Source organism: Geitlerinema sp. CS-897, from assembly GCF_028368005.1.
In the GTDB taxonomy this organism is placed as follows: domain Bacteria; phylum Cyanobacteriota; class Cyanobacteriia; order Cyanobacteriales; family Geitlerinemataceae; genus Baaleninema; species Baaleninema simplex.
In genome coordinates this window covers 1-25,809 of sequence record NZ_JAQNCQ010000266.1, presented here as the reverse complement: position 1 = coordinate 25,809, position 25,809 = coordinate 1, and the positions used below count along the sequence as shown (strand labels likewise).

The following is a 25,809-nucleotide window of genomic DNA, read 5'->3' as shown; positions in this document are numbered from 1 at the left end:
TTGACGCTCTCCCCCCAACCCTAGCGGATATGGTCGGAGATTCCTGTTTCACTGGCTCATGCCTAGATAAACGAGCCAGCCCGAATACCCCCGGTCAGAACGCCTTCACAGGCTGTTTGTTTAACGTCCACGATGCGCCCCGCCGCAGACATAAGCGAGAATCAAATTCTCTTGACAACACCAACTGGCGATTTTGTGGTTTACCTCCACCACGGGTTTTTCGGGTGTTCCGAACCATACCCTTAGGATCTTAAAGTAGGATCTTAAAGACCGTTTCCGGTCAGGCAATTTTACCAGTTTGTTCGTTTCGGCGCTATCCCCTTCTCTCGCTATCGCATTGTTCAGGGGATGCACCGAAACTCACCGCCGCTTCACCACCAACCAAGCCTATTGGCTATGGTTGGATCACTGCGACGAATCTTGGTAGTTGACGATTCGCGCGAAGCTGTCGGGTTCCAAACTCGCACCTCCGACGAGAGCGCCGTCGATTTCCGGTTGTGCCATAATTTCATCGACGTTACTCGGCTTCACAGAACCGCCGTATTGAATTGGAACGTCTGCATGGCTGAGTTTCGAGCGAATTAAGCCGATAACGCGGTTGGCTTCTTTCGCTTCGCAAGTATCTCCCGTTCCGATCGCCCAAATCGGCTCGTAAGCAATAATCAACTTGCTTTGGTCGATCCCCACGAGATCCTTCTCGAGTTGCGAGAAGATGTGCGCTTCCGTTTCTCCCGCATCCCGTTGCGCCTTGGTTTCGCCCACACAGAGAATCGGCGTCAAACCGTGCGCCTGCGCTGCTTTCAGTCGCTTGTTAACCGTTTCGTCCGTTTCGCCAAAATACTCGCGACGTTCGCTGTGGCCGACGACGACGTAATCGACACCAACTTCGGTTAACATCGGAGCCGAGACTTCCCCCGTAAACGCGCCGCTGTCTTCCCAGTGGACGTTTTGAGCGCCCAGTCTTACTCGTCCGCCGTGCAAGTTTTTCGAGAGCGTCCCCAGCGCCATGAAGGGAACGCACAGGATGACGTCTCGCTCGTCTGGGGTGTCTTCGAGTTGCGGTAAGAACCCCTTCAAAAACTCCAGGGCTTCCGCCTGGGTTTTGTGCATTTTCCAGTTACCAGCCAGGACGATTTTCCGCACGGGTGACAATGATACTCTCCACGACACGACAAAGCACCCTTTAGCTTAGCCCTACGGAGGCTTTACGTCAAACCCAGGATAGGGAACGATTGCCAGTGCGATTTAATCTTTCGAGACGTGGTGCGATCGCCCGTTCCGCGATCGCCTATTTAAAATTCTTTAAAATCGATTTGAAATGGCACTTAAAAACTTCGGATTTTCAATATATTTGTGTTGCGATCGGGGTCGTTTTTCTTAAGAGTTCCTCAATTTTTAGCCAGTTTCAAGCTAACCCATAGCGATCGCCGATCGATACTATGGCAACCCTAAATCAGTTGTGTGACAAAATTGGGAACGGGGAACGGGGAATCGGGAACGGAGAATCGGGAACCGGGAATCGGATTTCTTCTGGTGTTTTAATTTTTGACGACTCATTTGGGACTGCGATATCTCGAGCTTAACTGAGATATCGCGACAGTCAACCGATGCCACAACACTCGCAAACTGTGACGCAGCGTCGGAAGGCGTTGTAAATAAACGAGGCGTCGGACGAAATTTCCCAACGCCCCATCGAGGTGAATTCCAAAACTGTGAGTGACGCCGTTGTGTTTCCCTAACGTCATCATTTCGCCTAAATGCCAGTATCGAAAACGACGCAGCGGGCGATTTTTCGTCTGGGCTTGCAGGTTTTTCGCCACGCATCTAGCTTGTTGGTACGCCGCCTGCGCGGTGGTGGGAACAGAACGTCCAGTCCGATCGCGTATCGCCGCCATGTCTCCGAGAACGAATACTTCCGATCGCCCTTTTAACTGTAACGTCGGTTCGACGATTAACCGCCCTCTCTCGTCGCGATCGCACGCTAAAGTTTGACTGAGGGGGTGGCTTCGGGTTCCCGCCGTCCACACCACGAGATCGCTGGGAATCGTCGTCGATTCAAGGTTCTGTTCGGTTTTTTGTTCGATGGTGAGGTGCGCGTTGCCAATTTCAGTGACGTTGGTTTTCAGGCTGAGGCGAACCTGGCGGCGATCGAGGGCGTTTCTCACCGATCGCCGGGTGGCACGGGTAAATTGAGGAAGGATGCGATCGCCGCGATCGAGCAGTCGAACTTCACCGCGTCGTCCCAAGCGGTCGGCGAGTTTACAAGCGAGTTCGATACCACTCGGCCCGCCTCCAATAACCGAAACTCGAATCGGAATATGTCCAGAGGCTTCGAGATCGCGGAGTTTGGCGTCGAGTTGTTGAGCGTTGTCGAGGGTTCGGAAGCCGAGAACGCCATCGTCAGGGGGACGAGTTCCCACAACGCCGAGGGCGAGGACGAGAGCGTCGTAGTCGAGAATTCCCCGATCGCGCAACGTCACGCGACGCCGATCGAGGTCGATGGCTTCGACGCGATCTTGGCAAAACTGAACCGATGTATGTCGCAGCAGTTGGCGGTACGTCGGCGCGATTTCCCAAGTTTGCAGTTCGTCGGTGAGGCGTTCGTACAACAGGGGAGTGAAGACAAAGCGATCGCAGCGATCGACGAGAACGACGTCCCAGTGACGCAGACGTACGTTTAACGCCACGTACGATCCCCCAAATCCACCGCCGAGAATGCAGAGACGCGGTCGTCGGCGAGATGGGTTAAAAGACGGTGTAGAAGAGATGTCGCGGTAGGGCGTCATCGACACTCAGAAAATGGTGGATGTGCGGTCGAGAAGCGATCTCTTGTCCCTCAACCCTAAATTAAAACGGCGATTGGGAAATTTCAATCTGCCTGGCTTGTTTATACTTATTTTACTATATTTATTTAATGAATCGATTTATTTTTTCGTGTTTAATTATACAAATTAACATAAATATTTAAAATAAAAAAATTATATTTAGCTCTACTTTTTCTTTAAAAACTGTTTTTATAAGTCAAAAAACAATCTTTTATTAACCAATAATTAAACTCGACATACACCGATCTTAATTCCTTTATGAGAATCTGCTGTGGGCGATTTATGTGGTGCGACAGAGCGCCGTCGCACGGACGGGGCTTACAGGTCAAAGCCGACGCAGCTCTGTGAGCTTGCATCGGAGAGAACGTCGGTGCGGACATAGGTTCCGCACACAGCCCCTCCGCGAGCGTAGGCGCACCAAAAGAAGCAATGCCCGTTATTGCGGTTTATGTGAGGGGTCAGACACAAAATTATGGCTATCGAACTCAAGGCGATCGGTACGTTCCGAACCGGAATTATCGACGAAAGCGCAGCAGAAATTGTTGCCCACGATCCGGCGACCCAACGTCTGTTCGTCGTGAACGCCAACAGCGCCTCGGTGGACGTTCTCGACATCAGCACGCCTAGCAATCCCACCAAACTATTCGACATCGACGCGACTGCCCTAGGAGCAGGAGCCAACAGCGTCGCCGTGGCTAACGGTATTGTCGCCGTTGCCATTGAAAACGCCGACACCCAAGCCCCCGGACTCGTCGCCTTTTACGACGTGAACGGAAACTTACTCAACAGCGTAACCGTGGGCGCACTGCCCGACATGGTGACGTTCACTCCCGACGGAACGCGGGTTCTCGTCGCCAACGAAGGCGAACCCAACGACGAATACACGATCGATCCCGAAGGTTCCATCAGCATTATCGATATTAGTGCCGGAGTCGAAAACGCCACCGTCAGCACTGCCGATTTCCAAGCCTTTAACAGTCGTTTGGCAGAACTGCGAGACAAAGGCGTTCGCATCTTCGGCCCTAACGCTAGCGTTGCCCAAGATCTCGAACCCGAATATATTGCCGTTTCCCCGACAGGTAACAAAGCCTTCGTTGCTTTACAAGAAAACAACGCCTTTGCCGTTGTCGATATTGCCAGTTCCACCGTCGAAGATGTCCTTCCCCTGGGCTTCAAAGACCACAGCCGGGGAACGCCCACGCTTCAACAATTCAACTTTCCCGAACTACCGCCTCTCGGTACGACACCGGGCGGTCAAACCATTCTCCTCGGAGGACTGTCGGGACTGTGGTACAGCGGAACCAGTCCTGAAGGAAACCTGCAATTCGTTACGGTTCCCGATCGCGGCCCTAACGGCGAACCCACCGACGTAGACGGCGACGGCGCAAACGAGCGGCCTTTCGTCCTCCCCGACTACCAAGCCCGCATCGTCAACTTCGAGTTAAATCCCACCACGGGGGCGATCTCCCTCACCGGCGAAATTCCTCTCGTCCGACAAGACGGAACCACCCCCATCACCGGACTGCCGAACATTCCCGGCGTGGACGAAGAACCCGTCGATTTACTAGGAAACCTCCTCGAATACGATTCCCTCGGTGCCGACCTCGAAGGCGTTCTCATCGCCCCAGACGGCACGTTTTGGATGGTGGACGAGTACCGCCCTGCCATCTGGCACTTCGACGCCAACGGGACGCTAATCGATCGCTTCGTCCCCCAAGGAACGGGCGCACTGGCTGGAGAAGCCGCCGGAACCTTCGGTAGCGAAACCCTTCCGGCAGAATACAGCAACCGCCGCCCCAACCGAGGCTTTGAAGCGATCGCCCTCGACAGCGACTCCGGCATTCTCTACGGCTTCATTCAAACCCCGCTGGCCAATCCCGATCGCGCCGCCTCCGATAGTTCCCAAACCATTCGCATTCTGGGCATCGACCCCACCTCCGGCAACCCCGTCGCCGAATACGTTTACCTCCTCGAAGACCCCGATTTCCGTTCCGGCGGACGAGTCGATAAAATTGGCGATGCTGTCTACACCGGAGACGGCAAATTCTTCGCGATCGAACGGGATGCCGCGACCGATCCCACCGCGAAGAAATTCATCTTCGAGTTCGACTTAAACGGCGCGACGAACCTCCTCGCGCCCGGTGCGCCGCAGGTTCCTGCCGGTCGAACCCTCGAACAACTCACCGCCGACGAACTGGCGAGTTTGGGCATTCAAACGGTCAACAAAACCAAAGTGACCAACCTGCCCTCGATCAGCTATTTAGCAGGGGACAAACCCGAAGGCTTGACTCTGCTTCCCGACGGACGGTTGGCAGTACTCAACGACAACGACTTCGGTTTAATCGACGACCCGATTCCTGTAGATGGAACGGTTCCTCTCAACCCGAACCCCGTCCCCGTGGTGTTAGGACTCATCGATCTCGGTAGTAACAACGCTTTCGACGCCAGCAACGAAGACGGTGCGATCGATATTCAAAACTGGCCGACCTTGGGGATGTTCCAACCCGACGGTATCGCCTCGTTTGAAGTCAACGGCAACACTTACTACATCGGGGCAAACGAAGGAGATGCGAGGGATTACGACGGCTTCAGCGAAGAAGCGCGGGTTGCAGATTTGACCCTCGACCCGACAGCGTTTCCCAACGCTGCCGACTTACAAGTCGAAGCGAATTTGGGACGGTTGAATACGACGACGACTCTCGGCGATACCGATGGCGATGGAGATTTCGATCGCATCTACAGCTACGGGGCGCGATCGTTCTCCATCTGGGACGAATTCGGCAACCTGGTTTACGATAGCGGCAACGAACTCGAACGCCTCACCGCACAACTGGTTCCCCAAGCGTTCAACTCTCAAGGGACGATCGACAGCTTCGACAATCGCAGCGACGACAAAGGCCCCGAACCCGAAGGTGTCGATGTCGGCGTCATCGACGGTCGTACCTACGCCTTCATCGGCTTAGAACGCATCGGCGGCATCATGGTCTACGACGTGACAAATCCTGCCGCCCCGTCCTTCGTTCAATACGCTACCAACACCGACTTTACTGACAATCCCAACAACGACGTCGCCCCCGAAGGCATCAAATTCATCTCCGCTAGCGACAGTCCCAACGGCAATCCGTTCTTGGCAGTGGGGAACGAAGTGAGCGGTTCGACGACGTTGTTTGAAATTACCCCCGAAGGCGGCACGACACCACCCCCAGCGTCGAACAAATGGCAAATTCTCCACGCTTCCGACCTCGAAGGTGGGGTTGACGCCATTCAAGACGCCCCCAACTTCGCGGCGGTGGTCGAAGGATTAGAAATCGACGCCACCAACCAGGGAATTAATTCGATCGCCCTCTCAGCCGGAGACAACTACATCCCCGGGCCGTTCTTCTCCGCTGCGGGAGATTCTTCGATTCGCGACACCTTACAACAGGTCTACAGCGACTTCTTTGGCGTCGAACTCGACAACATCCGCGAAGGGGTCGGACGCCTCGACGTGACGAACATGAACGTCATCGGGTTCGATGCTTCGGCAGTGGGGAACCACGAATTCGATGCTGGAACCAGCACCATCGAAGACATCGTCGGAACTGACATTCGCGGCGACAGCTTCGGTGACGTGCGTTGGTTGGGCGCTCAATTCCCCTATCTCAGCGCGAACCTAGACTTTTCCAACAGTAACTTAGGTGGGTTGGCGACTAACGAGATTCTGCCGAATACAGCGTTCGCCTCTACGCCAAGCGATCTAGACGCTGCTGCCGACGCTCCCAAATTTGCCCCCGCGACGATTATCGAACGCAACGGCGATCGCATCGGTGTCGTCGGCGCAACGACACCGCTGGTCGAAAGCATCTCCTCCACGGGAGACGTAACGGTGGTGGGGTCGGCATCCAACGACATGGCGGCGTTGGCGAACGTCCTGCAACCGACTATCGACAGCCTACTCGCCCAAGGCATCAACAAAATCGTCACGGTCAGCCACTTACAGCAGTTCCAACTCGAACAGGAACTCGTACCGCTGTTGCGGGGTGTAGACGTCGCGATCGCCGGTGGTTCCGATACCATCGTCGCCAGTCCGAGCGATCGCCTGCGTCCGGGCGACGAAGCGGGGGTCAGTCCCTATCCCTTCATCACCACCAACGCCGACGGCGAACCGGCGGCGATCGTCAGTACCGACGGCGAATACTCCTACGTGGGTCGTTTGGTGGTGGAGTTCGACAACAACGGCGTTCTGATTCCCAGCAGCATCGACCCCAACCAAAGCGGTGCTTTCGCCACCGACAGCCAGGGTGTAACCGAGGTTTGGAACCAAGTCGCCCCCGGACGCGATCCCTTCGCTACCGGAACCAAAGGCGGTACGGTGAAAACCCTCACCGATTCCGTACAAGGGGTCGTTACGTCGAAAGACCAAGATATTTTCGGCGATACAACGGTATTTATCGAAGGGCGTCGGGAAAAAGTTCGGACCGAAGAAACGACCCTGGGCAACCTCACCGCCGATGCTAACTTGTTCGTGGCGCAACAGTTCGACCCGACGGTGCAGGTGTCGATTAAAAACGGCGGGGGAATTCGTGCCGCGATCGGCGAAGTGGTGGGAGATTCCGGGGACCTGGTTCCCCCGCAAGAAAACCCCCTTTCGGGCAAGCAAACGGGGCAAATTTCCCAGTTGGACATCGAAAACACGCTGCGGTTTAACAACGAATTGACCTTGTTAACGCTGACCGCCGAACAGCTTAAGGCAGTTATCGAACACGGCGTTTCAGAAACCGAACCGGGGGCGACGCCGGGACAGTTCCCGCAAGTTGGAGGGATCTCGTTTAGTTTCGACGCGAGTTTACCCGCCGGAGAACGAGTGCAGTCGTTGGCGATTACAAACGAAAGCGGCGAGATCGTCGATCCGGTGGTTCTCGGCGGTGAAATTTTTGGCGATGCCAACCGTCCAATTCGCATCGTTACGCTGAACTTCTTGGCTGGCGGGGGCGATAGTTATCCGTTCCCTGATTTTATCGAGGCGAATTCGGGATTTGCCAACGTGGTGGATTTACCGGAAGTTCTCAGCGATCCGGGGTCGGCGACGGCTGCCGATCCGGGGTCGGAACAGGACGCGTTGGCGGAGTTTCTCATCGCCAGCGAACCGTTTACTCAAGCAGAAACGTCTCCATCTGAGGATACGCGTATTCAAATTCTCAGCCAGCGATCGGATGCGGTGTTCGATCCGCTGACGGGATCGAGCGTACGTGAGTTGACTGCGCTGTTACGGGAAGCGGGAAGTGAGGATATTTTCGCACAGTTGGTCGTCTTGATTAACGAGGCGGAGGGATCGGAAAACGCACCCTCTCGTCGCAGTCGCAGCCGCACGACGTTTGAGGCGATCGAACCCGTTTCATCTGGAGAGGCGATCGCCTCGGTGACGGACTTCACCGACGCCCCCGTTCTCAGCGACGGTTTGACTGAGGACGCATCGCCGTTTGAGGTGATGACGAACGAGGCCAGCTTCGTGTAAGCACGACGAGCGATCGCGACCTAACCACGAGCAGAACCTCGGAGTTTCCCAGATTCCGGGGTTCTGGCTTTTCCCGTTAAAATTAGTAAATCGATACAAAATATCAAGATACCGCAGTCATCGATTTTTTCATCTTATGAGTACGACTGTTACGCCAACTCGAGCCAACGGGCGATCGGCGATCGCTGAAATCGAGTCGAGAAATCTCGTCGGCGACTTCCTGCAAGAAACCACCGCCCTCACCCGTCGGCTGTTCATCCAACTGCAACGGCGTCCGGCGACGTTGATGGCGGGGATTATCCAACCGTTAATGTGGCTGGTTCTGTTCGGGGCGCTGTTTCAGAACGCTCCCGAGGGACTGTTTGAAGAAAGTCAGAACTATCTGGAATTTTTAGGGGCTGGCGTCATCGTGTTTACAGCGTTTGCTGGGGCGCTCAACGCCGGACTTCCCGTGATGTTCGATCGCGAGTTCGGATTCCTCAACCGTCTGCTGGTAGCGCCCCTTTCAACGCGGTTTTCGATCGTAACCGCCTCGGCGATTTATATCGTCTCCCTGAGTTTGCTGCAAACGGCCGCCATTTTAATCGCCGGTGCGTTCATGGGGGCTGGATTTCCCGATTTCGTGGGTTTGGGAGCGATCTCCGTCGTCCTATTGTTACTGATTCTGGCAGTAACGGGGTTGAGTTTGGGGTTAGCGTTTGCCCTTCCGGGTCACGTGGAACTGATCGCCGCCATTTTCGTAACCAATTTACCGCTGTTGTTTGCGAGTACGGCGTTGGCACCGCTGTCGTTCATGCCGGTTTGGTTGCAGTGGGTGGCCAGTTTGAATCCCCTCAGCTACGCCATCGAACCGATTCGTTATCTCTACCTTCACGACAACTGGGGGTTGGGTAGCGTCGTCATGCACGCGCCCTTTGGTAACGTGACGTTTGGGGCGGCGGTTCTCGTCCTCGCGGGATTTGCTGGGGTCGCCTTAGCCGCGATCGCACCGCTGTTGCGCCGTCGCTTCGCCTGAGTTTTCTCCAGCGTAAAATAGAGCTAACTAACGTTGTTTGAGGAAAGTTTGTCGATGAAATCTTTATGGTTCGTTCGCGTGGTGTGGGGAAGCGCGATCGCGTTGGGCGCACTCGGATTCACCGTTCCTTTAAGCGCCTACGCTCAAACAGAAGTCAATACTTACAACGAACCCATTTCTAACGACCCCTTTGCTGACGACGCCAACACCGGCGATCGCAGTCAGTTTGAAGGAGAAGGTGGCTTGAATATGTTCGACATCATCCACCGCGCCAACATGGGATCGGAAATGACCTTCGACGAGTTTGTCGCCGGACAAGAGGCCGAACTCGACGACGCCGCCCAAAGCTTTCGCGATCGCCAGTTGCAACTCATTCGCCAGCAAAACCCGGCCTCTCCCGAACCGGCCGATACCGTTGAGATGCAATAAAAACCGCGATCGCATCACAGCTTGCAACAGGAAGGGCGTCCCGTCAAAGGACGCCCTTTTTAATCGACTTCGGAAATCCGAGGCGATCGCACCGCGACAAGTCAGCCGTTCCTCAATCCCAGAGACCGCTCCCCGAGTATTGTTTCAATGCACCCTGATGGCAACCTGTCGGACTGCGATCGTAGGTTTACCACGATTTTCTCCCCATGAGGAGAGGGGACAAGCCCTCACCCGACTCGTCCCCTCACGCTAACGCGATCTCTTCGGATTTCGGGGCGATAGATGCCGAACCCCTGCTAAGAATTGATGCCAAACGGCGTTGCAGGTGTAAAACTCGGCACCACCAAATCGCTGTTTTGCTTCGTCAGTTGATTGTACAGACGTTCCGTGTTGGGGAAGTTCGCTGCCGGAAGCGTCGGGAAACGACGGTACGGCACGATATCTTCACCAAACGCCTCGATGTATTCCGGGCTGTTGACCATCGCACTGACGAACCCACGAATCCCTTCAGCCGCCAAAATTTGGTTGTACTTGCGAATTTCGGCTTGATTGAGGGGAGCGCGACCCAAAAAGTGCTTAGTACCCAACTCGATGACCTTAGTGTTGGGATAAGGCGTGTAGAACTCGCGGATATACAGTTCCGAGCAACCCAACCCTTCGATAAACTCTTTGAGGTTGATTTCGCGGTTGCTCAGCTTGCTTTCGAGTTCCGTAAATTCGCGCTTGGTGACGTAAGGCTCGATGTCTCGCTCGAAGATTTGACGGTACGCCGCACGAACCACCGTTTGCACCTGAACCTTGTCGATGGCGCTGGTGAGCTTGAACACCTTGGTTTGCTGGCGCTGCGGGCTGACCCCTTGCGAGGCGCGGAATTCGAGATCCGGTTCGGTGCGTAGGTTGTTGCTCGGCGTTCCGAGTTGCACGAACCGAGGTTCCTCGGGTTCGGGTTTGACCACGATGCCCTTGTCACCGAGAGTACTCGGACGCAAGGAGCGCAGAGCTTGACCGGCCGGGGTCAAATAGCGCTCGTAAGGCACGGTATCCTCGCCGAACGACTCCGCGTATTCGGGGCTGTCGATCAGCGTGTCTACGAGGGCGTAGAAGCCTTTCTTGGCACAGAGATCGAAGTAGGCGTTCATCTCCTGACGGCCGTAGGTGGGACGACCCAACAGACGGCGGTGGATATATTCGATCGCCTTACACACGTACAGCGACGTCCAGTATTGCTTGCGGAAAGCTTCAGATTTAGCGATTTCCCGAATAAACTCCCGCATGGTGATTTCGCCGTTTTCCAGGCGAATTTCCGCCACCGACAACCGCTGTCCTTCGTAAACCTCGCGGCCGAAGACCTGACGGTAGGCGGCTTTGATAATCGCTTGGGTAGAGCTTTCGGCGTATTTGACGCTGCTGCCGTTGCCCGTGGTGAAGCTGGGAACCGGAGACATCTTGAACACTTTCGGTCCGAGAGAGCCGGGTTGTTTGCCCCGAGCGCCGGGGTTGCTCAGTTGGTTGTCGATACCCGCACCGCGACGGATGAGGATGCGGCGGGTGTCTTTGCCAAACGGCGCCGGCGCGTTCTTGGGCGATCGCGTTTCTTTGGGGAAAATCGCGCCGAACTGGATTTCGAGGGGGTCGTTGCCCACGCCGTACGGATGGCGATCGGGCAGCGGCCGCACGTAGTCCGCGTACAGGGTGATGAACTGCGGCACTTTGCGGAACGGAGCGCTGTATTTGAACAGGTCGAACTGAGCGCCCCAGTTGCGGCATTCTTGGGCTTCTTGTCCCAATCCGCGCAGGTAGGGAACGGTTTCTTCGCCGAAGTAGTCTGCGTATTCTTGGGAATCCACCAGAGCGTCTACGAGGGCAGCCCAGCCGCCTTCAGAGACAACGGCGAAGTACTGTTGCACCTCTTCGCGAGAAGACGGGGCGCGTCCGAGAATGTGACGGAACGCCAGTTCGAGGGCGCGGCTGTTGATGAACGGCTCGACGAACTGCTTGCGATACAACGGGGTTTTGCAGAGTCGGCGCACGAATTCCTTCATGGAAATCTCGCCGTTCTTCACCTGAGATTCCAGGTAAGAAATCCCTTGGCTGTAGGCGCGAACGATGTCGCGCTCGAAGACTTGACGGTAAGCCGCTTTGACGATGTCCTCTTTCTCGCGGAAGGACATTCCCGGCTTCATGGCGAATTTCGATCGCGCTTCGGCAGCCTCGGCGTAAATTTGCGGCAGTTTCAACCCTTGCTGGTCGCTCGAGGGACGCTGGCGCAGTTTGTCCGAGGGGGTGGGGGCGTCGAATTCCTTCAGCAATACATCGAAGTATTGTTTGACGATGTCGCTGGCCTCTGCATCTTGACGGAAGTAACCCGCCGAGGCCGCTTTCATTTCCTGTAGTGCCACCACCGTCGCCGCCGACGAGCAGGCGTTTTCGATGATTTCTCGCAGACCCCGCACGTTCACCGAGATGATGTTGGGGTCGCCGGCTACGATCGCATAGGTCACGTACCGCAAGAACCAGCTCAAATCCCGCAGGGATTTCGTCATGTTGGCCGGGCCGTAGCGAGCCACGTTGATCGACCGGAACCCAGGAGGTGTCGGGCCGCTGCTGGGGGTGAAGAAGAGGTTTTTCACCCCCGCGAAGATACCAGAATCTTCTTCAGCAAAGGAGACGCTTTGCAAAGCGCTCGATTGAGACTGACCGGCCGTCGCCATAGCCGGTTCCGGTTCGGGGGGCTTTTCCAAGAAGGACATGGGAGAACCGCCGGTAAAAATGCGGTTCGCCGCCCGAGAGACGATTAAATCTGATTTGGCTGTGAGAATTTGGGCGATTTCGACCCGCTTCGTGCCGGATTTGAAAAAGGTGTCTAACTCGCCTAGCTCGTTCCGCCCCAGATAGCGATCTTGCTGTTCGGCTTGGGAGATCGTCGAAACGGGAACGGTTCGGAAAATTTGTTGGCGCACGAGGGTCGTGCCGCCACTTGCCTTAACACTCATTCGCTACTTCTATAAAAACGACAGGGCTTGGAAGGAAGTCGGGTAGGGGGGCGAACGGCCGTTCGCTTCTACCTATCCTATTATTGTTGTCCGCATGGGACGTTTCTGTTTTATGGTGCTTCGCGTTGTTAAGATATGTATCAAAACGCCTCGGGGAACTTCAGGCGTGAATATCCTAATTACCGCGACATCATAAAGGATCGCAAGGATCTAAATGAGAAAACGCAAAGTTTTGTAACGTTTCGCTCGGTCTGGCTCTCGCCAGTGATGCCGCTCGACTCCCTCGACCTCAGTAGTTTCAAGGATTTATGGCCCTCAATTCCGAGATTAGCGCTGCCGTCGGACGGCTTTACGATACTTACCCGTTTCCTCCAGAACCACTGCTCGACGAACCGCCACCGGGTTATAACTGGCGTTGGAACTGGGTCGCCGCCTATAACTTCTGTACGGGGCGCAAACCGGAGCGTCAGGCGGTGCGGATTTTAGATGCGGGTTGCGGGACGGGCGTGGGAACAGAATATTTGGTGCATTTAAACCCTCAAGCCCAAGTTACGGGAATCGATTTGAGTGCGGGGGCGTTGGCGGTGGCGCGAGAACGCTGTCAAAAGTCAGGAGCCGATCGCGTCGAGTTTCATCATTTAAGTTTGTACGAAGCCCATCGCCTCGAGGGAGAGTTCGACCTCATTAATTGCGTCGGTGTCCTGCATCACTTACCCGATCCGATCGCGGGTATTCGCTCCCTGGCCGCGAAGCTGGCACCGGGGGGACTGATGCACGTTTTTGTGTATGCCGAACTGGGACGACGGGAAATTTATTTAATGCAGCAAGCTTTGGCGCGGTTGTTGGGCGATCGCCGCGACGATTTTAAAGAAGGGGTGCGGTTGGGGCGCAAGCTGTTCGCCGCCTTACCCGAAGACAACCGCATCGTACAGGAAGACCGGCGACGCTGGGCGTTGGAGAACCACCGCGACGCCAACTTCGCCGATATGTATTTGCACCCGCAAGAGGTCGATTACAATATCGAAACCCTGTTCGAGTTAATCGACGCGTCGGAACTGACGTTTTTAGGCTTTTCCAATCCAGCGTACTGGCAAATCGATCGCCTCCTCGGAAAAGACGCCGAACTCATGCAACGGGCGGCGCAGTTGAGCGATCGCGAGTTATACCGCACCATCGAACTACTCGACCCCGAATTGACCCATTACGAATTTTTCCTCGGTCGTCCGCCACTACCGCGATGGGAGTGGAACGACGAGGAAGCACTCAAAGCGGCGGTGGCCGAACTCAATCCCTGTTTGCAGGGGTGGCCGAGTCGATCGCTGTTCGACTACAACTATCAAATCGTCGAACTCTCAGAAATCGAGTGGGTTTTCATGCAGCAGTGCGAAGAGGGAAATCGAACCGTTGGCGAAATTTTGGAAAAAGTGGAAATCGACCTCGACCGCGTGCGATCGCTCCAAGAACGACAACTGGTCGTTCTGACGCCAAAAACCCCTTAAAACCGGCATCAAACCGACGTTGAAGTCTCGGTTTTCGGGGATTCCGTTTTTTTTAAGTATTGTTACCACACCGTGATATGATTGCATCTGGTTTGGATTCGTCCAGACTCTCCTTCTCGTCAGCCCGAGGCCAGTCTGTTGCTCCCGAGTGAGTCTCGCGATCGCGAGATTGGGTTGGAGTCGTTCTTTCTCGCCTGCAACCGTTGTCGGTGTTTTCGCCTATGCAACCTCGTTTTCAAGAGGATATTACTCCCTTGACAACATTTCCCCGCTTTCGTCGATCGGACGTCGAGGTCAGCAGCGTTAATCCTCGATCGACCCCGGCACGAGTCGAGCGGGACGCCCCGGCTTCAGAACCCGCTTCGACATCAGTTTCGACTGAATCGGCCGATCCCAACGCGGAGTACGACCGATTCAAGACTCGGCTGTTTGCAGTCACCCTAGCGCTAGCAGGAATCATCTTTAGTTCGGCATGGCTGGTCTACTCGCGGGACGTTGCCCTAAACTACCTCCTCGGCGCGCTGTGCGGCCTCGTTTATCTCAGGATGCTGGCCAGAGACGTCGAGCGCTTAGGACGTGTGAAAGCAAAATTGGGCAACGGGCGCCTGGGGCTGTTCGTCGGACCGATCGTCGTGGCGACTCAGCTAGACTCCTTGCAGATTCTCCCAATTTTTTTGGGATTTCTGACTTATAAAGTCGCGATCGTCACTTACGTCTTGTTTGCGACTTTCGCCCCCGACGTGAAGTCATAAAGGCAACCTGTCAATCGATCGAATAAAATGCTGGACGTACTAAATACCGTTAAGGCTTTCCCCTTGGCGAGCTTGGAGGTCGGTCAACATTGGTACTGGGAAATCGGTAACCTGAGACTTCACGGACAAGTTTTTCTGACCTCTTGGTTCGTAATCGCCGTTTTGGTGATAGCCTCTGTTTTAGCGACTCGAAATATCCAAAGAATTCCCAGCGGACTTCAAAATTTTATGGAGTACGCTTTGGAATTCATTCGCGATTTAGCGAAAAACCAAATTGGTGAAAAAGAGTATCGCCCGTGGGTTCCCTTTGTTGGAACGCTATTTTTATTCATTTTCGTGGCAAACTGGTCTGGGGCGCTAGTTCCATGGAAGCTCTTCGAGCTACCTGCCAGCGAACTCGCCGCACCGACCAACGATATCAATACCACCGTGGCACTGGCGTTACTGACCTCCTTAGCGTATTTTTACGCGGGAATCAGCAAGAAAGGCTTAGGTTACTTTGCCCGATACGTCGAGCCGACCCCGATTCTTCTTCCTATCAATATTTTGGAAGATTTCACCAAACCGCTATCCCTGAGTTTCCGTCTTTTTGGTAACATCTTAGCGGACGAACTCGTGGTGGCTGTTTTGGTTTTACTGGTGCCACTTTTCGTTCCCCTCCCGGTTATGGTGTTGGGACTGTTTACGAGCGCAATTCAGGCGCTAATTTTTGCCACCCTCGCGGCTGCCTATATCGGCGAAGCGATGGAGGGACATGGAGAGCACGACTAGCTCGCCAAAACTGAGGTGGGTTCGTCAAGACTCAGCCTCGAAGCCGAACGACCGCGTGTTGTTCGAGTTGTTTGATTCGTCATTTTGGATTTTCAAAAGGAGAAAACTATGGAACCCTTGGTTGCTGCTGCTTCCGTTGTTGCTGCTGGTCTGGCTGTCGGTTTAGCTGCGATCGGCCCGGGTGTGGGTCAAGGTAACGCTGCCGGTCAAGCGGTAGAAGGAATTGCCCGCCAACCCGAAGCTGAAGGAAAAATTCGCGGTACGCTGCTGCTGAGCTTGGCATTCATGGAAGCACTCACCATCTACGGTCTCGTGGTCGCGCTCGTGCTTCTGTTTGCGAACCCCTTCGCATAAACAGTTCGTTGACGTAAAGGGGTCAGGCGACCGTTCTGGAGAACGCTCGGGCTGACCCCTTACTACAGTAAGGAGGGTAAAGCATTCCCGATGCATTGGACGATCGTACTAGCCACTGAAACGGCAACAGAAGCGGGGCTGTTCGCTTTCGACGCGACCCTGCCTTTGATGGCCGTTCAGTTTCTGATTTTAGTCGCAATTTTGAACGCGGTTTTCTACAAACCCCTAAGCAACGCTTTAGACGAGCGAGACGATTACATCCGCAGCACCGATCGGAACGCCCGAGAGCGTTTGGCGAAAGCCAAGCAGCTCGCCGAGCAGTACGATAAAGAGCTGGCTTCGACTCGCAAACAAGCCCAAGACACGATCGCGGCAGCCCGAGAAGACGCTCGCAAAATTGCCAACGCTGAGATCGCCGACGCTCAACAAGAAGCCATTCGAGCGAAAGAAAAAGCGGCGGCAGAAATCGAACAGCAAAAGCAAGCGGCGATGGCCGAGTTAGAGCAGCAGGTCGAGGCGCTCAGCCGACAAATTCTCGAAAAGCTCCTAGGTTCCGAACTCGTCAAAAGTTAAGACGCGGCGGCGGACGACGTTTCGTCGGTCGTCAGCCTACTCGGGGTTAACACGTAGCAGTTAAGCGATTATGGGTTAAGAATCATGGAGACTTTTTTGTGGCTTGCCGAAGCAGAGGGCGGTTTCGGCGTGAATTTAGATATTTTCAGCACGAACCTAATCAACCTCGCCATCGTCATCGGCATTCTGTATTACTTCGGGCGCGGGTTTCTCGGAAAAATTCTCAGCGAACGACGCAGTGAGATCGAAACGGCAATTCGAGAAACCGAACAGCAAGCGAGCAACGCTCAACAAGAGCTGACCGACGCTCAAAAACGCCTAGAACAAGCTCAAGCCAAAGCTCAGCAAATCCGCGCGGAATCAGAAGAACGCGCCAAAGCCGCTAGAGAGCAAATTTTAGCGGAGGCGCAGGCGGACATCGAACGCTTGAAAGCCGCCGCCGCCCAAGATCTCAAATCGGACGAAAGCCGAGCTGCGGCACAGTTGAGAGAGCGAGCGATCGCCCTGGCTCTCGAGCGTTCCCAGCAATACCTGAAAGAGCGCCTCTCAGACGACGATCGCGAGCAAATCGTCGATCGCAGTATCAGCCTAATCGGAGGTAAGGAATGAAAAAAGGCATTTCAGCGACAGAAATCGTCGAACCTTACGCCAAGGCGTTGATGTCGATCGCGCGGGAACACGATCTCGTCGATCGCATGGGGGAAGACGTAGCCGCATTGCGCGAGGCGTTGCAATCTTCCCAAGAGTTACAACAGTTCCTCGATAACCCCCTCATCAAAGCCGAATCGAAGAAAAGCGTTTTGCGTCAAATCGCCGGGGACAGCGTACACAACTACACACTGAACTTCCTAATGCTTCTCGTCGATCGCGGTCGCATCCTGTTCCTCGACGATATCTGTCAAAACTATCAAGCACAGTTGCGCCAACTGAAGAACATCGTCCTGGCCGAAGTCACCTCGGCTGGCGAGTTGTCCGACGGCCAAAAAGACGCCATCCGCGACAAGGTGAAATCCTTCACGGGGGCTAGCGACGTCGAACTCGAACTCGAACTCGACCCCGACCTCATCGGCGGTATCGTCATTCGCGTCGGCTCGCAAGTTCTCGATGCCAGCTTGCGCGGTCAGTTGCGCCGCCTCAGCTTGAGTTTGAGCTAACGCCAACCGGCGACATTTAGCGTCTACGGGTCGTTCTCCCGCGACGGCCGCCTCGACCAAGAACCGTTCAACGCACGAGACAAGAAAATGGTAGCTATCAGACCAGACGAAATTAGCAGCATCATTCAAAAGCAAATTCAGGAATACGACCAGGAGATTCAAGTCTCTAACGTCGGTACTGTCCTGCAAGTCGGCGACGGCATCGCCCGCATCTATGGTTTGGAAAAAACCATGGCTGGCGAGCTGTTGGAATTTGAAGACGGCACCATCGGTATCGCCCTGAACTTAGAAGAAGATACCGTCGGCGCAGTGTTGATGGGCGACGGCATCCACATTCAAGAAGGATCGTCCGTGACCGCCACCGGAAAAATCGCTCAGGTTCCTGTGGGCGAAGCCCTCGTCGGCCGCGTGGTCGATGCCCTCGGTCGTCCCATCGACGGTAAAGGACCGCTCGACACCAACGAAAACCGCCTCATCGAATCCGGCGCTCCCGGTATCATCGAGCGGAAATCGGTTTGCGAACCCCTGCAAACCGGGATTACCGCCATCGACGCCATGATTCCCGTCGGCCGCGGCCAGCGGGAGCTGATCATCGGCGACCGTCAAACCGGTAAAACCGCGATCGCCATCGATACCATTCTCAATCAGAAGACGGAAGACGTAATTTGCGTCTACGTGGCGATCGGTCAGAAAGCTTCTACCGTGGCGCAAGTGGTGGGCGTCCTCGAAGAACGGGGCGCGATGGATTACACCATCGTCGTCGCCGCCAACGCCAGCGACCCCGCAACCCTGCAATACTTGGCGCCTTACACCGGCGCGAGCATGGCTGAGTACTTTATGTACAACGGAAAAGCCACGCTGGTTATCTACGATGACCTCTCCAAACAGGCTCAAGCGTACCGTCAAATGTCGCTGTTGCTGCGTCGTCCTCCCGGTCGTGAAGCCTATCCCGGCGATGTCTTCTATCTCCACTCTCGCTTGTTGGAACGGGCGGCGAAACTCAACGACGAACTCGGCGGCGGTAGCATGACGGCACTGCCGATCATCGAAACCCAAGCCGGTGACGTTTCGGCGTACATCCCCACCAACGTTATTTCGATTACCGACGGTCAGATCTTCCTGTCTTCGGACTTGTTCAACTCCGGTCAGCGTCCGGCAGTGAACCCCGGTATTTCCGTGTCTCGGGTGGGTTCGGCCGCGCAAACCAAAGCCATTAAGAAAGTGGCCGGTAAGATGAAACTCGAACTGGCTCAGTTCGACGAACTCGAGGCGTTCTCGCAATTTGCGTCCGATCTCGACGCGGCGACTCAGAAACAACTGGCTCGCGGTAAGCGCCTGCGCGAAATTCTAAAACAGCCTCAAAGCTCGCCGCTGCCCCTAGAAGAACAGGTGGCGATCGTCTACGCTGGCGTCAACGGTTTGCTCGACGAGATCCCCGTGGAAAAAGTGGTGAACTTTACCCAAGGACTGCGCGAGTACTTACAGACCAGCAAGCCCAAGTACGGCGAAATTATTCGATCGACGAAGAAACTGGAAGAGGAAGCTGTCAAACTGCTCGAAGAAGCGATCGCAGAATACAAGCAATCCTTCTTGGTGTCTGCGTAATCCCTCTCGAGAGTCGAGTGGCGTTGCGCTGTCAGAACGACACCGACAACGTCGCTCGATTCGTCGTTCGCCACATCTCGTTCTGAATTCTTCGTTATGGCTAATCTCAAAGCGATTCGCGATCGCATTAAATCGGTTAAAAACACGCGCAAAATCACCGAGGCTATGCGTCTCGTGGCGGCTGCGCGGGTTCGTCGCGCCCAAGAACAGGTCATGGGAACTCGTCCCTTCGCCGACGCTTTGGCGCAAGTTCTCTATGGATTGCAAAGCCGCCTGCAATTTGAAGACGTGGATTTACCTCTGTTACAGTCGAAGGAAGTCGAAACGGCGGCCATCGTCGTCGTCTCGGGCGATCGCGGTCTGTGCGGGGGCTACAATACCAACGTCATTCGTCGGGCTGAAATGCGCGCCGAGGAACTCAAACGTGAAGGGAAAGACTTCACTTACGTTCTCATCGGTCGTAAGGCAATTCAGTACTTCAAACGTCGCAACCAACCCATCAGCGCGACCTTTTCTAATCTCTCGCAAATTCCCACGGCTTCTGAAGCTGGTCAGATTAACGACGAACTGCAAGCGTTGTATCTCTCCGAAACCGTGCAGCGGGTGGAGTTGATTTACACCAAGTTCGTGTCTCTCGTTAGCTCGAAACCCGTCGTCCAAACGCTGTTTCCCCTCGACCCGCAGGGCTTGGCACCTCAAGACGACGAAATCTTCCGTCTGACGACGCGCGGCGGCGAATTTGAGGTTCAGCGAGAATCCGCTCCGATGCCTCGCACGGAACTGCCCCGCGATATGATCTTCGAGCAAGATCCCGTACAGATTTTAGAGGCTCTGTTGCCGCTGTACGTGACGAACCAGTTGCTTCGGGCGCTGCAAGAGGCGGCCGCCAGCGAACTGGCCGCTCGGATGACGGCGATGAACAACGCCAGCGACAACGCCAGCGACCTGATTCGCACGTTAACGCTGTCTTACAACAAAGCTCGTCAAGCGGCAATTACCCAGGAAATTCTGGAAGTTGTCGGCGGTGCGGAAGCCCTCAGCTCGTAAGTTCGACTGTATGGAACCTCACCAACGCGTCCGATCTCCGGGCGCGTTTTTCGTTATCAGGTCGATCGCACCTTAGCAGTCGGGTCGAGCCAACGCATCATTTCTAGCATCAGTCGGTTGAGATCTCGGTAAACGCTTTGTTTGACCCATTGCCCCACGGCGTCGAGGGGCGAAAACGCCTCGCCCACTTGCCAATTCACATCTTGGGCGATGGGAGTGGTGTGAGTTCCGTTGAGGGTTTGTAACGTCACCATCGAGGAAAATCGCTTCTGTAAGATGTCGTGCAGCAGTGAAGTTTGGTCGATATCGTCGTTTTTGAACTGGACGAGGAGGTTTCGCCGCACGCAGTATTCCCGAGCGATGAGGTCGTGGGTTTGGTCGGGGGTGGGGGTAAATTCCAGTTCCGTGAGGTTGGAAAGTTGTTCGAGAAAGGGAATCGATCGCCGAGCGGGATAGTTGTTATAGGCGATGGAAATGTTACCCGCCCGTTCGACAGAAAACAAACTGCCGATAAGCAGGTGGAGTTTGCATCCCAAACTGTGACCGACACTGTAAACCGGGAGATACCGCTTTCGCAGGCGTCCGGTGACGAGGAGGCGATCGATCGTCGTCTCGAAGCTGTGTAACGCCGACTGCGCCAGGGCTGCGTGGTCGAGACTGTTACTAACAAACGGCGTTGCAACGACAACGTAACGCTGACGGGCGAGGAATTCGAGGAGAAACTTATAGGTAATCTGGGGCGCTGCTGCCACGAACGCCCCACCGAGAAAATGAACGATACCCCGAGGGTTGGCGGGTAATAAAACGGCACTCCCGGTTACGTCTTGCCAGTCAGCAACCCAGTTTGTCATGGTTCGCGTTTGAAATCTGAAGTCGAGTTAATCTTTCTTTACTTTAACTAAAAGTCGATCGGGAACGGGGAACAGTTGATAATTTCTCCCCCTCTTCCCTCTTCCCTGAAAGAAGCGCACTGACTCCCCATCACATTGTCCCCCTTAGTGGTGCAAAAAAGTCCTCAAACCCTTCACCGGCGAGAGTTCGATCGCCTCGATCGAGATTTGGTTACGGCTGAGAAGACGAACCGATTCAAGGGCAGGCGTTGAGCGAAGCGGCGACGGCGCTGCTGCTAGCGGATGAGTACTGGCGGTACGGGGGTTTGGCGTGGGACGTTATGGCCACGTTAGAGCCGTGGGTGGCGGCGGGAAGCGAGACGGTGGTGATGCATCGCTGGCTGGCGGATGCGTATTTGCAGGTGGGTTGGCACGAGGCGGTACCGGAACGGTACGCGGTGGCGTTAGACTGGGCTGCGGCGCGGGGAAATGCCGTGGAGGAAGTGGAAGCGATGTCGGGGTTGGCGCACGTGGCGGCGGCGACGGGGCAGTTGGATGAGGTGCAGGAGTGGTTGCAGCGGGCGCGGGAGGGTTACGCGGCGTTGGGAGATACGGAGAATTTGGATTTAGTGGAGCAGTGGTCGCATAAGTTGGAGTTGTATCGAGAGGGTCGTTAGGTTCTGAAAACGCCCGTCGGAGGCGGTTAAGCTATGGGAAAGTTTAGGCGAGATGTTGCGAGGACAGATCGATGGACGATCGACTCCCTTTAACGCTTCACCCCCCGGAGCGATACGCCCTATCCGACGAGCAGTTTTACGAACTGTGCGCGGCGAATCGCGACCTGCGCTTGGAACGCAACGCCAACGGAGAGATAGTCATTATGCCGCCGACGGGTGGAGAAACGGGACGGCGCAATACGAGTATTATCTTTCAACTGGAATTGTGGAACCGCCAGACGGGATTGGGGGTGGTGTTCGAGTCTTCGACGGGGTTTCGCTTGCCCAACGGAGCCAACCGATCGCCCGATGCGGCGTGGATTCCCCGTGCGACGTGGGAGGGGTTAAGCGAGGGGGAACGGGAGGGATTTTTGCCGCTGTGTCCGGCGTTCGTGGTGGAGTTGAGGTCGCGGACGGATCGGCGGGAGGTGTTGCAAGCCAAGCTGGTGGAATACATCGAGAACGGGGCGCAGTTGGGTTGGCTCGTCGATCCGATGTTGCGGCAGGTGGCGGTGTACGTGCCGGGGGCGGCGGTGGCGGTGTTGGAGAATCCGGCGACGGTGTCGGCAGATGCGGTGTTGCCGGGGTTTGTGTTGGCGTTGGACGAGATTTTTTGAGGGGTTGAGAACGATGGGGTTGAAAAGTTTGAGTTGGATTGGGTTGATGGTGGTGGGGTCGCTGCTGGCGGCGGAAGTTTGGGCAGGAGAACGCAAGGGATTTGCCGAGCCTGAGACGTTTTTGAAAGGAGTGGTGGAGGTTCCTGCAACGGTTCCTCGCGTCAGCGTTGAGGCGGGGACGGTGGAAGGACGACTGGACGAAACCAGTGAGACCATTTTTCTATAGTCCTGCTATGGACAAAGACATCAATATCTGATGCCATCCTGTCAAAGAGCCGATAACATCTCGCCCCATCTGAGCAATGAAGAGGCTATATGTTGTCGATATCGTCTGTACCCCCAGCAGTCATGTTAGGCGGCACGCGTCCGGCTGCAAGGAACTGGACGCACCGAGCCTCACTCATATCTCGCTGTCACTTCCAGCTTCATCGGTGTGGATGTAATTCCACACTCTTGGCTAGTAGGAGCCGTTTGGACGAAGCCCCACTTCTCATAGATCGGTATCGCGTAGGTTGAAGCGCGCAAGTCGAAAGAGCCTGGATTTCCACGACGCAAGCATTCTTCGCTGGCGAGCTTCCACAGGCGCTTCGATATGCCTCGCCTATGCCATTTGGCATCTACAAAATTGTGGGCAAGACGGGTGTTGTCCCTAATCCCGGCGACACCAACGATCCTCCCCTCGCTCTCCGCGACGAAGTACACATCACCGCGCTCCAGATAGTGCCGGAGAGCCTTCCTACCGCATACTCTGTTCATCAGTTCCTGCCCCTCGACCGTGTACTCGTGGAAGCAGAATTGGCGCTGCGATTCAAGAATAAGATCCGATAAAGCGTCGGCGTCGTCGAGCGTCGCCTCACGGAATGTGACCTTCTCCATTGTGGTGGCTCCTAATGCGGGTAGCGCTTGCGAGCATATACCTCATCCTGGCTGCTGCACGGCGACCGGTGATGCATGTGCTGCCTAACGGCTCAAATCAGCGGCGTTAGGTTACCTTAAGCTACTAATTAAGTATCTTGACTCGTCCGCTGCATTTGAATTGTTAGACATTTTCGCCAAACATGATTGCTTGAGTAAGTTTACAATCTGGTGGCAGGATTATAAACTTTTGTTCCAGTACTCTAAGCCTGTAACAATTATTGCTTCTAGCCAATCTTGAAATCGTTTAATAACGCTATGTTCGTCATCTGCATATGAAAACTGGAAAAGTGAATCTGTCAATGCTTGAATATCGTTAATATTCCGCTCTCCTTCATCTGCATCATCTCTGTGGTACGCACATGCAGAACACACGAGTAGACCTCTATACTCATGGCCAAGCACATGGAAAGAGAGTAAGATCATTGTTGTTGACGATCCTAGACTAATTACTAGCTGAATCCATCTATGATAAGGACGAAGGTTAGCAAAATAGCCTAACTGTTTTGCTGTCTCTACAATCTGATAACGATGATAGTGAGACTTTGAGTCATCAGATGGAGATTCAACCGTAAAGATTTGGGCTTCAGAAACTAAGTTTGCCAAGGAAATTTGAATTTCTTCAGAAATATCTTGCAGTCTTTCCGAAGAGACTGTGAATAATTTATCAGCATAGGATTCAGCTTTCTCGCAACGTTCCTTAACTGACGCCGATAAGTTTTGTTTGAGCTTGTCTACAGCTGAAGCAATTACAACTTGTGCTCGTTTTGACTCCGATAATATTTGCTCTGATAGTCCAAGACTACGGATAAATGATTGTTTCTGACTCTTAGCAAATAAATTTATAAGGAATGATAAATCACCTCGATCAGCCTCTTCAGAGGCAGTGATGTATGCAGCTCGATCATCACGAGTAACTACCAGTGGGAACCACTCAGCTTGAATAAACACAAGGTTAGCAAGACAGCGCGCAACGCGCCCATTACCATCTTGAAATGGATGGATTTGTGTAAATCGATGATGTAACCACGCAGACTCTATCTCCGGAGGTACTTGCTGCTCAATATGTAAATTATGAAGTTGAATAAGCCTATCCATTTCTGAGTCGACCTGCTCAGGAGGGCAATATTCATAGATAGTTCCATCTTTCCTCATTGGGTTATTAGGCTGCTGTTTCCAATCACCACTGATAAGAGGAATGTTAATTATTTCTCCCGTAGACGGAATCAATGCCTCAGTACTATTTTGATTTTGAGTCAAAAGCTGATGCAGTTGCTTAATGTAAAAAGTTGATAGCGTTCTTTTTCTGCCGACAAAATCAAATAATCCTTCAACAGCAGCCTCTTGATCTCGAATTAAGGCGATTACTTGTCCTATTGGGCGATCGGTAGCTCCATGTGGAATTAGAGATTCATTAATACCCTGTTCAATTAATAAACGGGTTATTCCACGGTCTAGCGTGTATAAACGTTCAATAATTCCTGTTTCAATAGCTATTTCACGACGTAGTTTCTCAATAAACGTTTTGAACTCGCCAGAGCTTCGAAGACGCTCTGCTTGCTCGCTCCAGACTGTCACAAGAGGTGGCAATTCAGCATTAGCTAGGTCTTGCCAGTTATCTGGTAGGTCTTGAATTGGCTTCCACTGCATATTGAGCCTTTTGAATCAACTTATAGACATAACAGTATAGCGCCCACTTGCCAAAGCAATTTGGTTAGTTACGGAAGATGTACGAGCATATGCTCTCTAGTTTAGACAGAGTGAGTGATGAACGTCTAACAATTTATTAGACGGAAACTTTCCACATAACGCCCCATATAAGCAGATTAGGCAGACAGACTCCATCTAACGCTCCCCTGGAGGTGATTAGGTGGACGATTTCAGTATAACGCCCCTACATGGGTGATTAGGGGGAAGACTTCAGTATAATCCCCCTTCCCAAAGACCTCTAGAATTCTCAACGCTGACGATCGCCCTCCAACTCAACCACCGACTCCCCCAAATCCTCCCGCATCAGAGGCGACAAGCGCGGCGTAGACTTGCGCCCCGAACGGTGCAGCAGCGTGTAAAAACAGGGGACAATAAATAGGGTTTGCTGAAAAAGTTATCAAAAGCTGGGGGTGGAAAATGAACAAGAAGCCGTCTTGCTCAAGGTATAAATCTGAATTGACTTAACTCGTCCACTTTATAAGTTACAATAATATTTCTCGACAAAATTAT

21 protein-coding genes are annotated in these 25,809 nt (G+C 54.1%); 15 read left to right on the top strand and 6 right to left on the bottom strand.

What is annotated here, in order from left to right; translation table 11 throughout:
- Positions 1–405: 405 nt before the first annotated feature.
- Together tpiA and POG22_RS16900 are read right to left on the bottom strand one after the other, a co-directional pair.
- The gene (gene tpiA / locus POG22_RS16905) at positions 406–1,143 is read right to left on the bottom strand and encodes a triose-phosphate isomerase (RefSeq protein ID WP_063715994.1); all 738 of its coding nucleotides are present in this window, start codon (positions 1,141–1,143) and stop codon (positions 406–408) included.
- A 410-nt stretch (positions 1,144–1,553) separates the two neighbouring features.
- Positions 1,554–2,786, bottom strand: a complete 1,233-nt coding sequence (locus POG22_RS16900; RefSeq protein ID WP_498906541.1) for an NAD(P)/FAD-dependent oxidoreductase — start codon at positions 2,784–2,786, stop codon at positions 1,554–1,556.
- A 511-nt stretch (positions 2,787–3,297) separates the two neighbouring features.
- Between POG22_RS16900 and POG22_RS16895 the strand changes: the two genes are divergently transcribed.
- From POG22_RS16895 to POG22_RS16885, 3 genes are all read left to right on the top strand, one after another.
- Positions 3,298–8,319: a choice-of-anchor I family protein gene (locus POG22_RS16895; protein WP_498906539.1), complete on the top strand. Its 5,022-nt coding sequence runs from the start codon at positions 3,298–3,300 to the stop codon at positions 8,317–8,319.
- Positions 8,320–8,455: 136 nt separating this feature from the next.
- A complete protein-coding gene (locus tag POG22_RS16890) occupies positions 8,456–9,334 on the top strand; it encodes an ABC transporter permease (RefSeq protein WP_498906537.1) in 879 nt (292 codons plus the stop codon).
- A 54-nt stretch (positions 9,335–9,388) separates the two neighbouring features.
- Positions 9,389–9,763: a hypothetical protein gene (locus POG22_RS16885; RefSeq protein WP_063715987.1), complete on the top strand. Its 375-nt coding sequence runs from the start codon at positions 9,389–9,391 to the stop codon at positions 9,761–9,763.
- A gap of 296 nt (positions 9,764–10,059) precedes the next feature.
- On the opposite strand, the gene POG22_RS16880 is transcribed toward POG22_RS16885, so the two are convergent.
- On the bottom strand, positions 10,060–12,756 hold the full coding sequence (locus POG22_RS16880; protein ID WP_063715986.1) for a phycobilisome rod-core linker polypeptide: 2,697 nt from the start codon (positions 12,754–12,756) through the stop codon (positions 10,060–10,062).
- 308 nt (positions 12,757–13,064) lie between these two features.
- On the opposite strand from POG22_RS16880, the gene POG22_RS16875 reads away from it, so the two are divergent.
- From POG22_RS16875 to POG22_RS16835, 9 genes are all read left to right on the top strand, one after another.
- Positions 13,065–14,255 carry a class I SAM-dependent methyltransferase gene (locus tag POG22_RS16875; protein WP_063715985.1) on the top strand — a complete coding sequence of 397 codons (1,191 nt, stop codon included), beginning with the start codon at positions 13,065–13,067 and terminating at the stop codon, positions 14,253–14,255.
- A 221-nt stretch (positions 14,256–14,476) separates the two neighbouring features.
- Positions 14,477–15,007: an ATP synthase subunit I gene (locus POG22_RS16870; protein ID WP_082901409.1), complete on the top strand. Its 531-nt coding sequence runs from the start codon at positions 14,477–14,479 to the stop codon at positions 15,005–15,007.
- 27 nt (positions 15,008–15,034) lie between these two features.
- Positions 15,035–15,778 (top strand): F0F1 ATP synthase subunit A, encoded by a 744-nt coding sequence (gene atpB / locus POG22_RS16865; protein WP_063715984.1) that lies wholly within the window; start codon positions 15,035–15,037, stop codon positions 15,776–15,778.
- Positions 15,779–15,886: 108 nt separating this feature from the next.
- A complete protein-coding gene (atpE, locus tag POG22_RS16860; protein ID WP_063715992.1) occupies positions 15,887–16,132 on the top strand; it encodes an ATP synthase F0 subunit C in 246 nt (81 codons plus the stop codon).
- A gap of 90 nt (positions 16,133–16,222) precedes the next feature.
- Positions 16,223–16,705, top strand: a complete 483-nt coding sequence (locus tag POG22_RS16855) for a F0F1 ATP synthase subunit B' (RefSeq protein ID WP_074170832.1) — start codon at positions 16,223–16,225, stop codon at positions 16,703–16,705.
- An 84-nt stretch (positions 16,706–16,789) separates the two neighbouring features.
- Positions 16,790–17,314, top strand: a complete 525-nt coding sequence (locus POG22_RS16850; protein ID WP_063715983.1) for a F0F1 ATP synthase subunit B — start codon at positions 16,790–16,792, stop codon at positions 17,312–17,314.
- Positions 17,311–17,859, top strand: coding sequence for an ATP synthase F1 subunit delta (gene atpH / locus POG22_RS16845; protein WP_498906532.1), 549 nt, complete (start codon positions 17,311–17,313; stop codon positions 17,857–17,859). The genes POG22_RS16850 and atpH overlap by 4 nt, the downstream gene beginning before the upstream one ends.
- 87 nt (positions 17,860–17,946) lie before the next feature.
- The gene (gene atpA / locus POG22_RS16840; protein WP_063715981.1) at positions 17,947–19,464 is read left to right on the top strand and encodes a F0F1 ATP synthase subunit alpha; all 1,518 of its coding nucleotides are present in this window, start codon (positions 17,947–17,949) and stop codon (positions 19,462–19,464) included.
- Between the two features lie 96 nt (positions 19,465–19,560).
- Complete coding sequence (locus tag POG22_RS16835) at positions 19,561–20,511, top strand: F0F1 ATP synthase subunit gamma (RefSeq protein WP_063715980.1); 951 nt, start codon at positions 19,561–19,563, stop codon at positions 20,509–20,511.
- Positions 20,512–20,567: 56 nt separating this feature from the next.
- Here POG22_RS16835 and POG22_RS16830 read toward each other — a convergent pair whose 3' ends face one another.
- Positions 20,568–21,362 carry a DUF1350 family protein gene (locus POG22_RS16830; protein ID WP_063715979.1) on the bottom strand — a complete coding sequence of 265 codons (795 nt, stop codon included), beginning with the start codon at positions 21,360–21,362 and terminating at the stop codon, positions 20,568–20,570.
- Between the two features lie 248 nt (positions 21,363–21,610).
- Between POG22_RS16830 and POG22_RS16825 the strand changes: the two genes are divergently transcribed.
- The 3 genes from POG22_RS16825 (at position 21,611) to POG22_RS16815 (ending at position 22,900) form a co-directional block, all read left to right on the top strand.
- Complete coding sequence (locus POG22_RS16825) at positions 21,611–22,018, top strand: hypothetical protein (RefSeq protein WP_498906529.1); 408 nt, start codon at positions 21,611–21,613, stop codon at positions 22,016–22,018.
- A gap of 71 nt (positions 22,019–22,089) precedes the next feature.
- A complete protein-coding gene (locus tag POG22_RS16820; protein ID WP_498906527.1) occupies positions 22,090–22,674 on the top strand; it encodes a Uma2 family endonuclease in 585 nt (194 codons plus the stop codon).
- A 13-nt stretch (positions 22,675–22,687) separates the two neighbouring features.
- The gene (locus POG22_RS16815; protein ID WP_498906525.1) at positions 22,688–22,900 is read left to right on the top strand and encodes a hypothetical protein; all 213 of its coding nucleotides are present in this window, start codon (positions 22,688–22,690) and stop codon (positions 22,898–22,900) included.
- Positions 22,901–23,070: 170 nt separating this feature from the next.
- Here POG22_RS16815 and POG22_RS16810 read toward each other — a convergent pair whose 3' ends face one another.
- Both POG22_RS16810 and POG22_RS16805 read right to left on the bottom strand, forming a co-directional pair.
- The gene (locus POG22_RS16810) at positions 23,071–23,550 is read right to left on the bottom strand and encodes a GNAT family N-acetyltransferase (protein WP_498906523.1); all 480 of its coding nucleotides are present in this window, start codon (positions 23,548–23,550) and stop codon (positions 23,071–23,073) included.
- Between the two features lie 219 nt (positions 23,551–23,769).
- Positions 23,770–25,239, bottom strand: a complete 1,470-nt coding sequence (locus tag POG22_RS16805; RefSeq protein WP_498906521.1) for a Fic family protein — start codon at positions 25,237–25,239, stop codon at positions 23,770–23,772.
- Positions 25,240–25,809 lie beyond the last annotated feature (570 nt).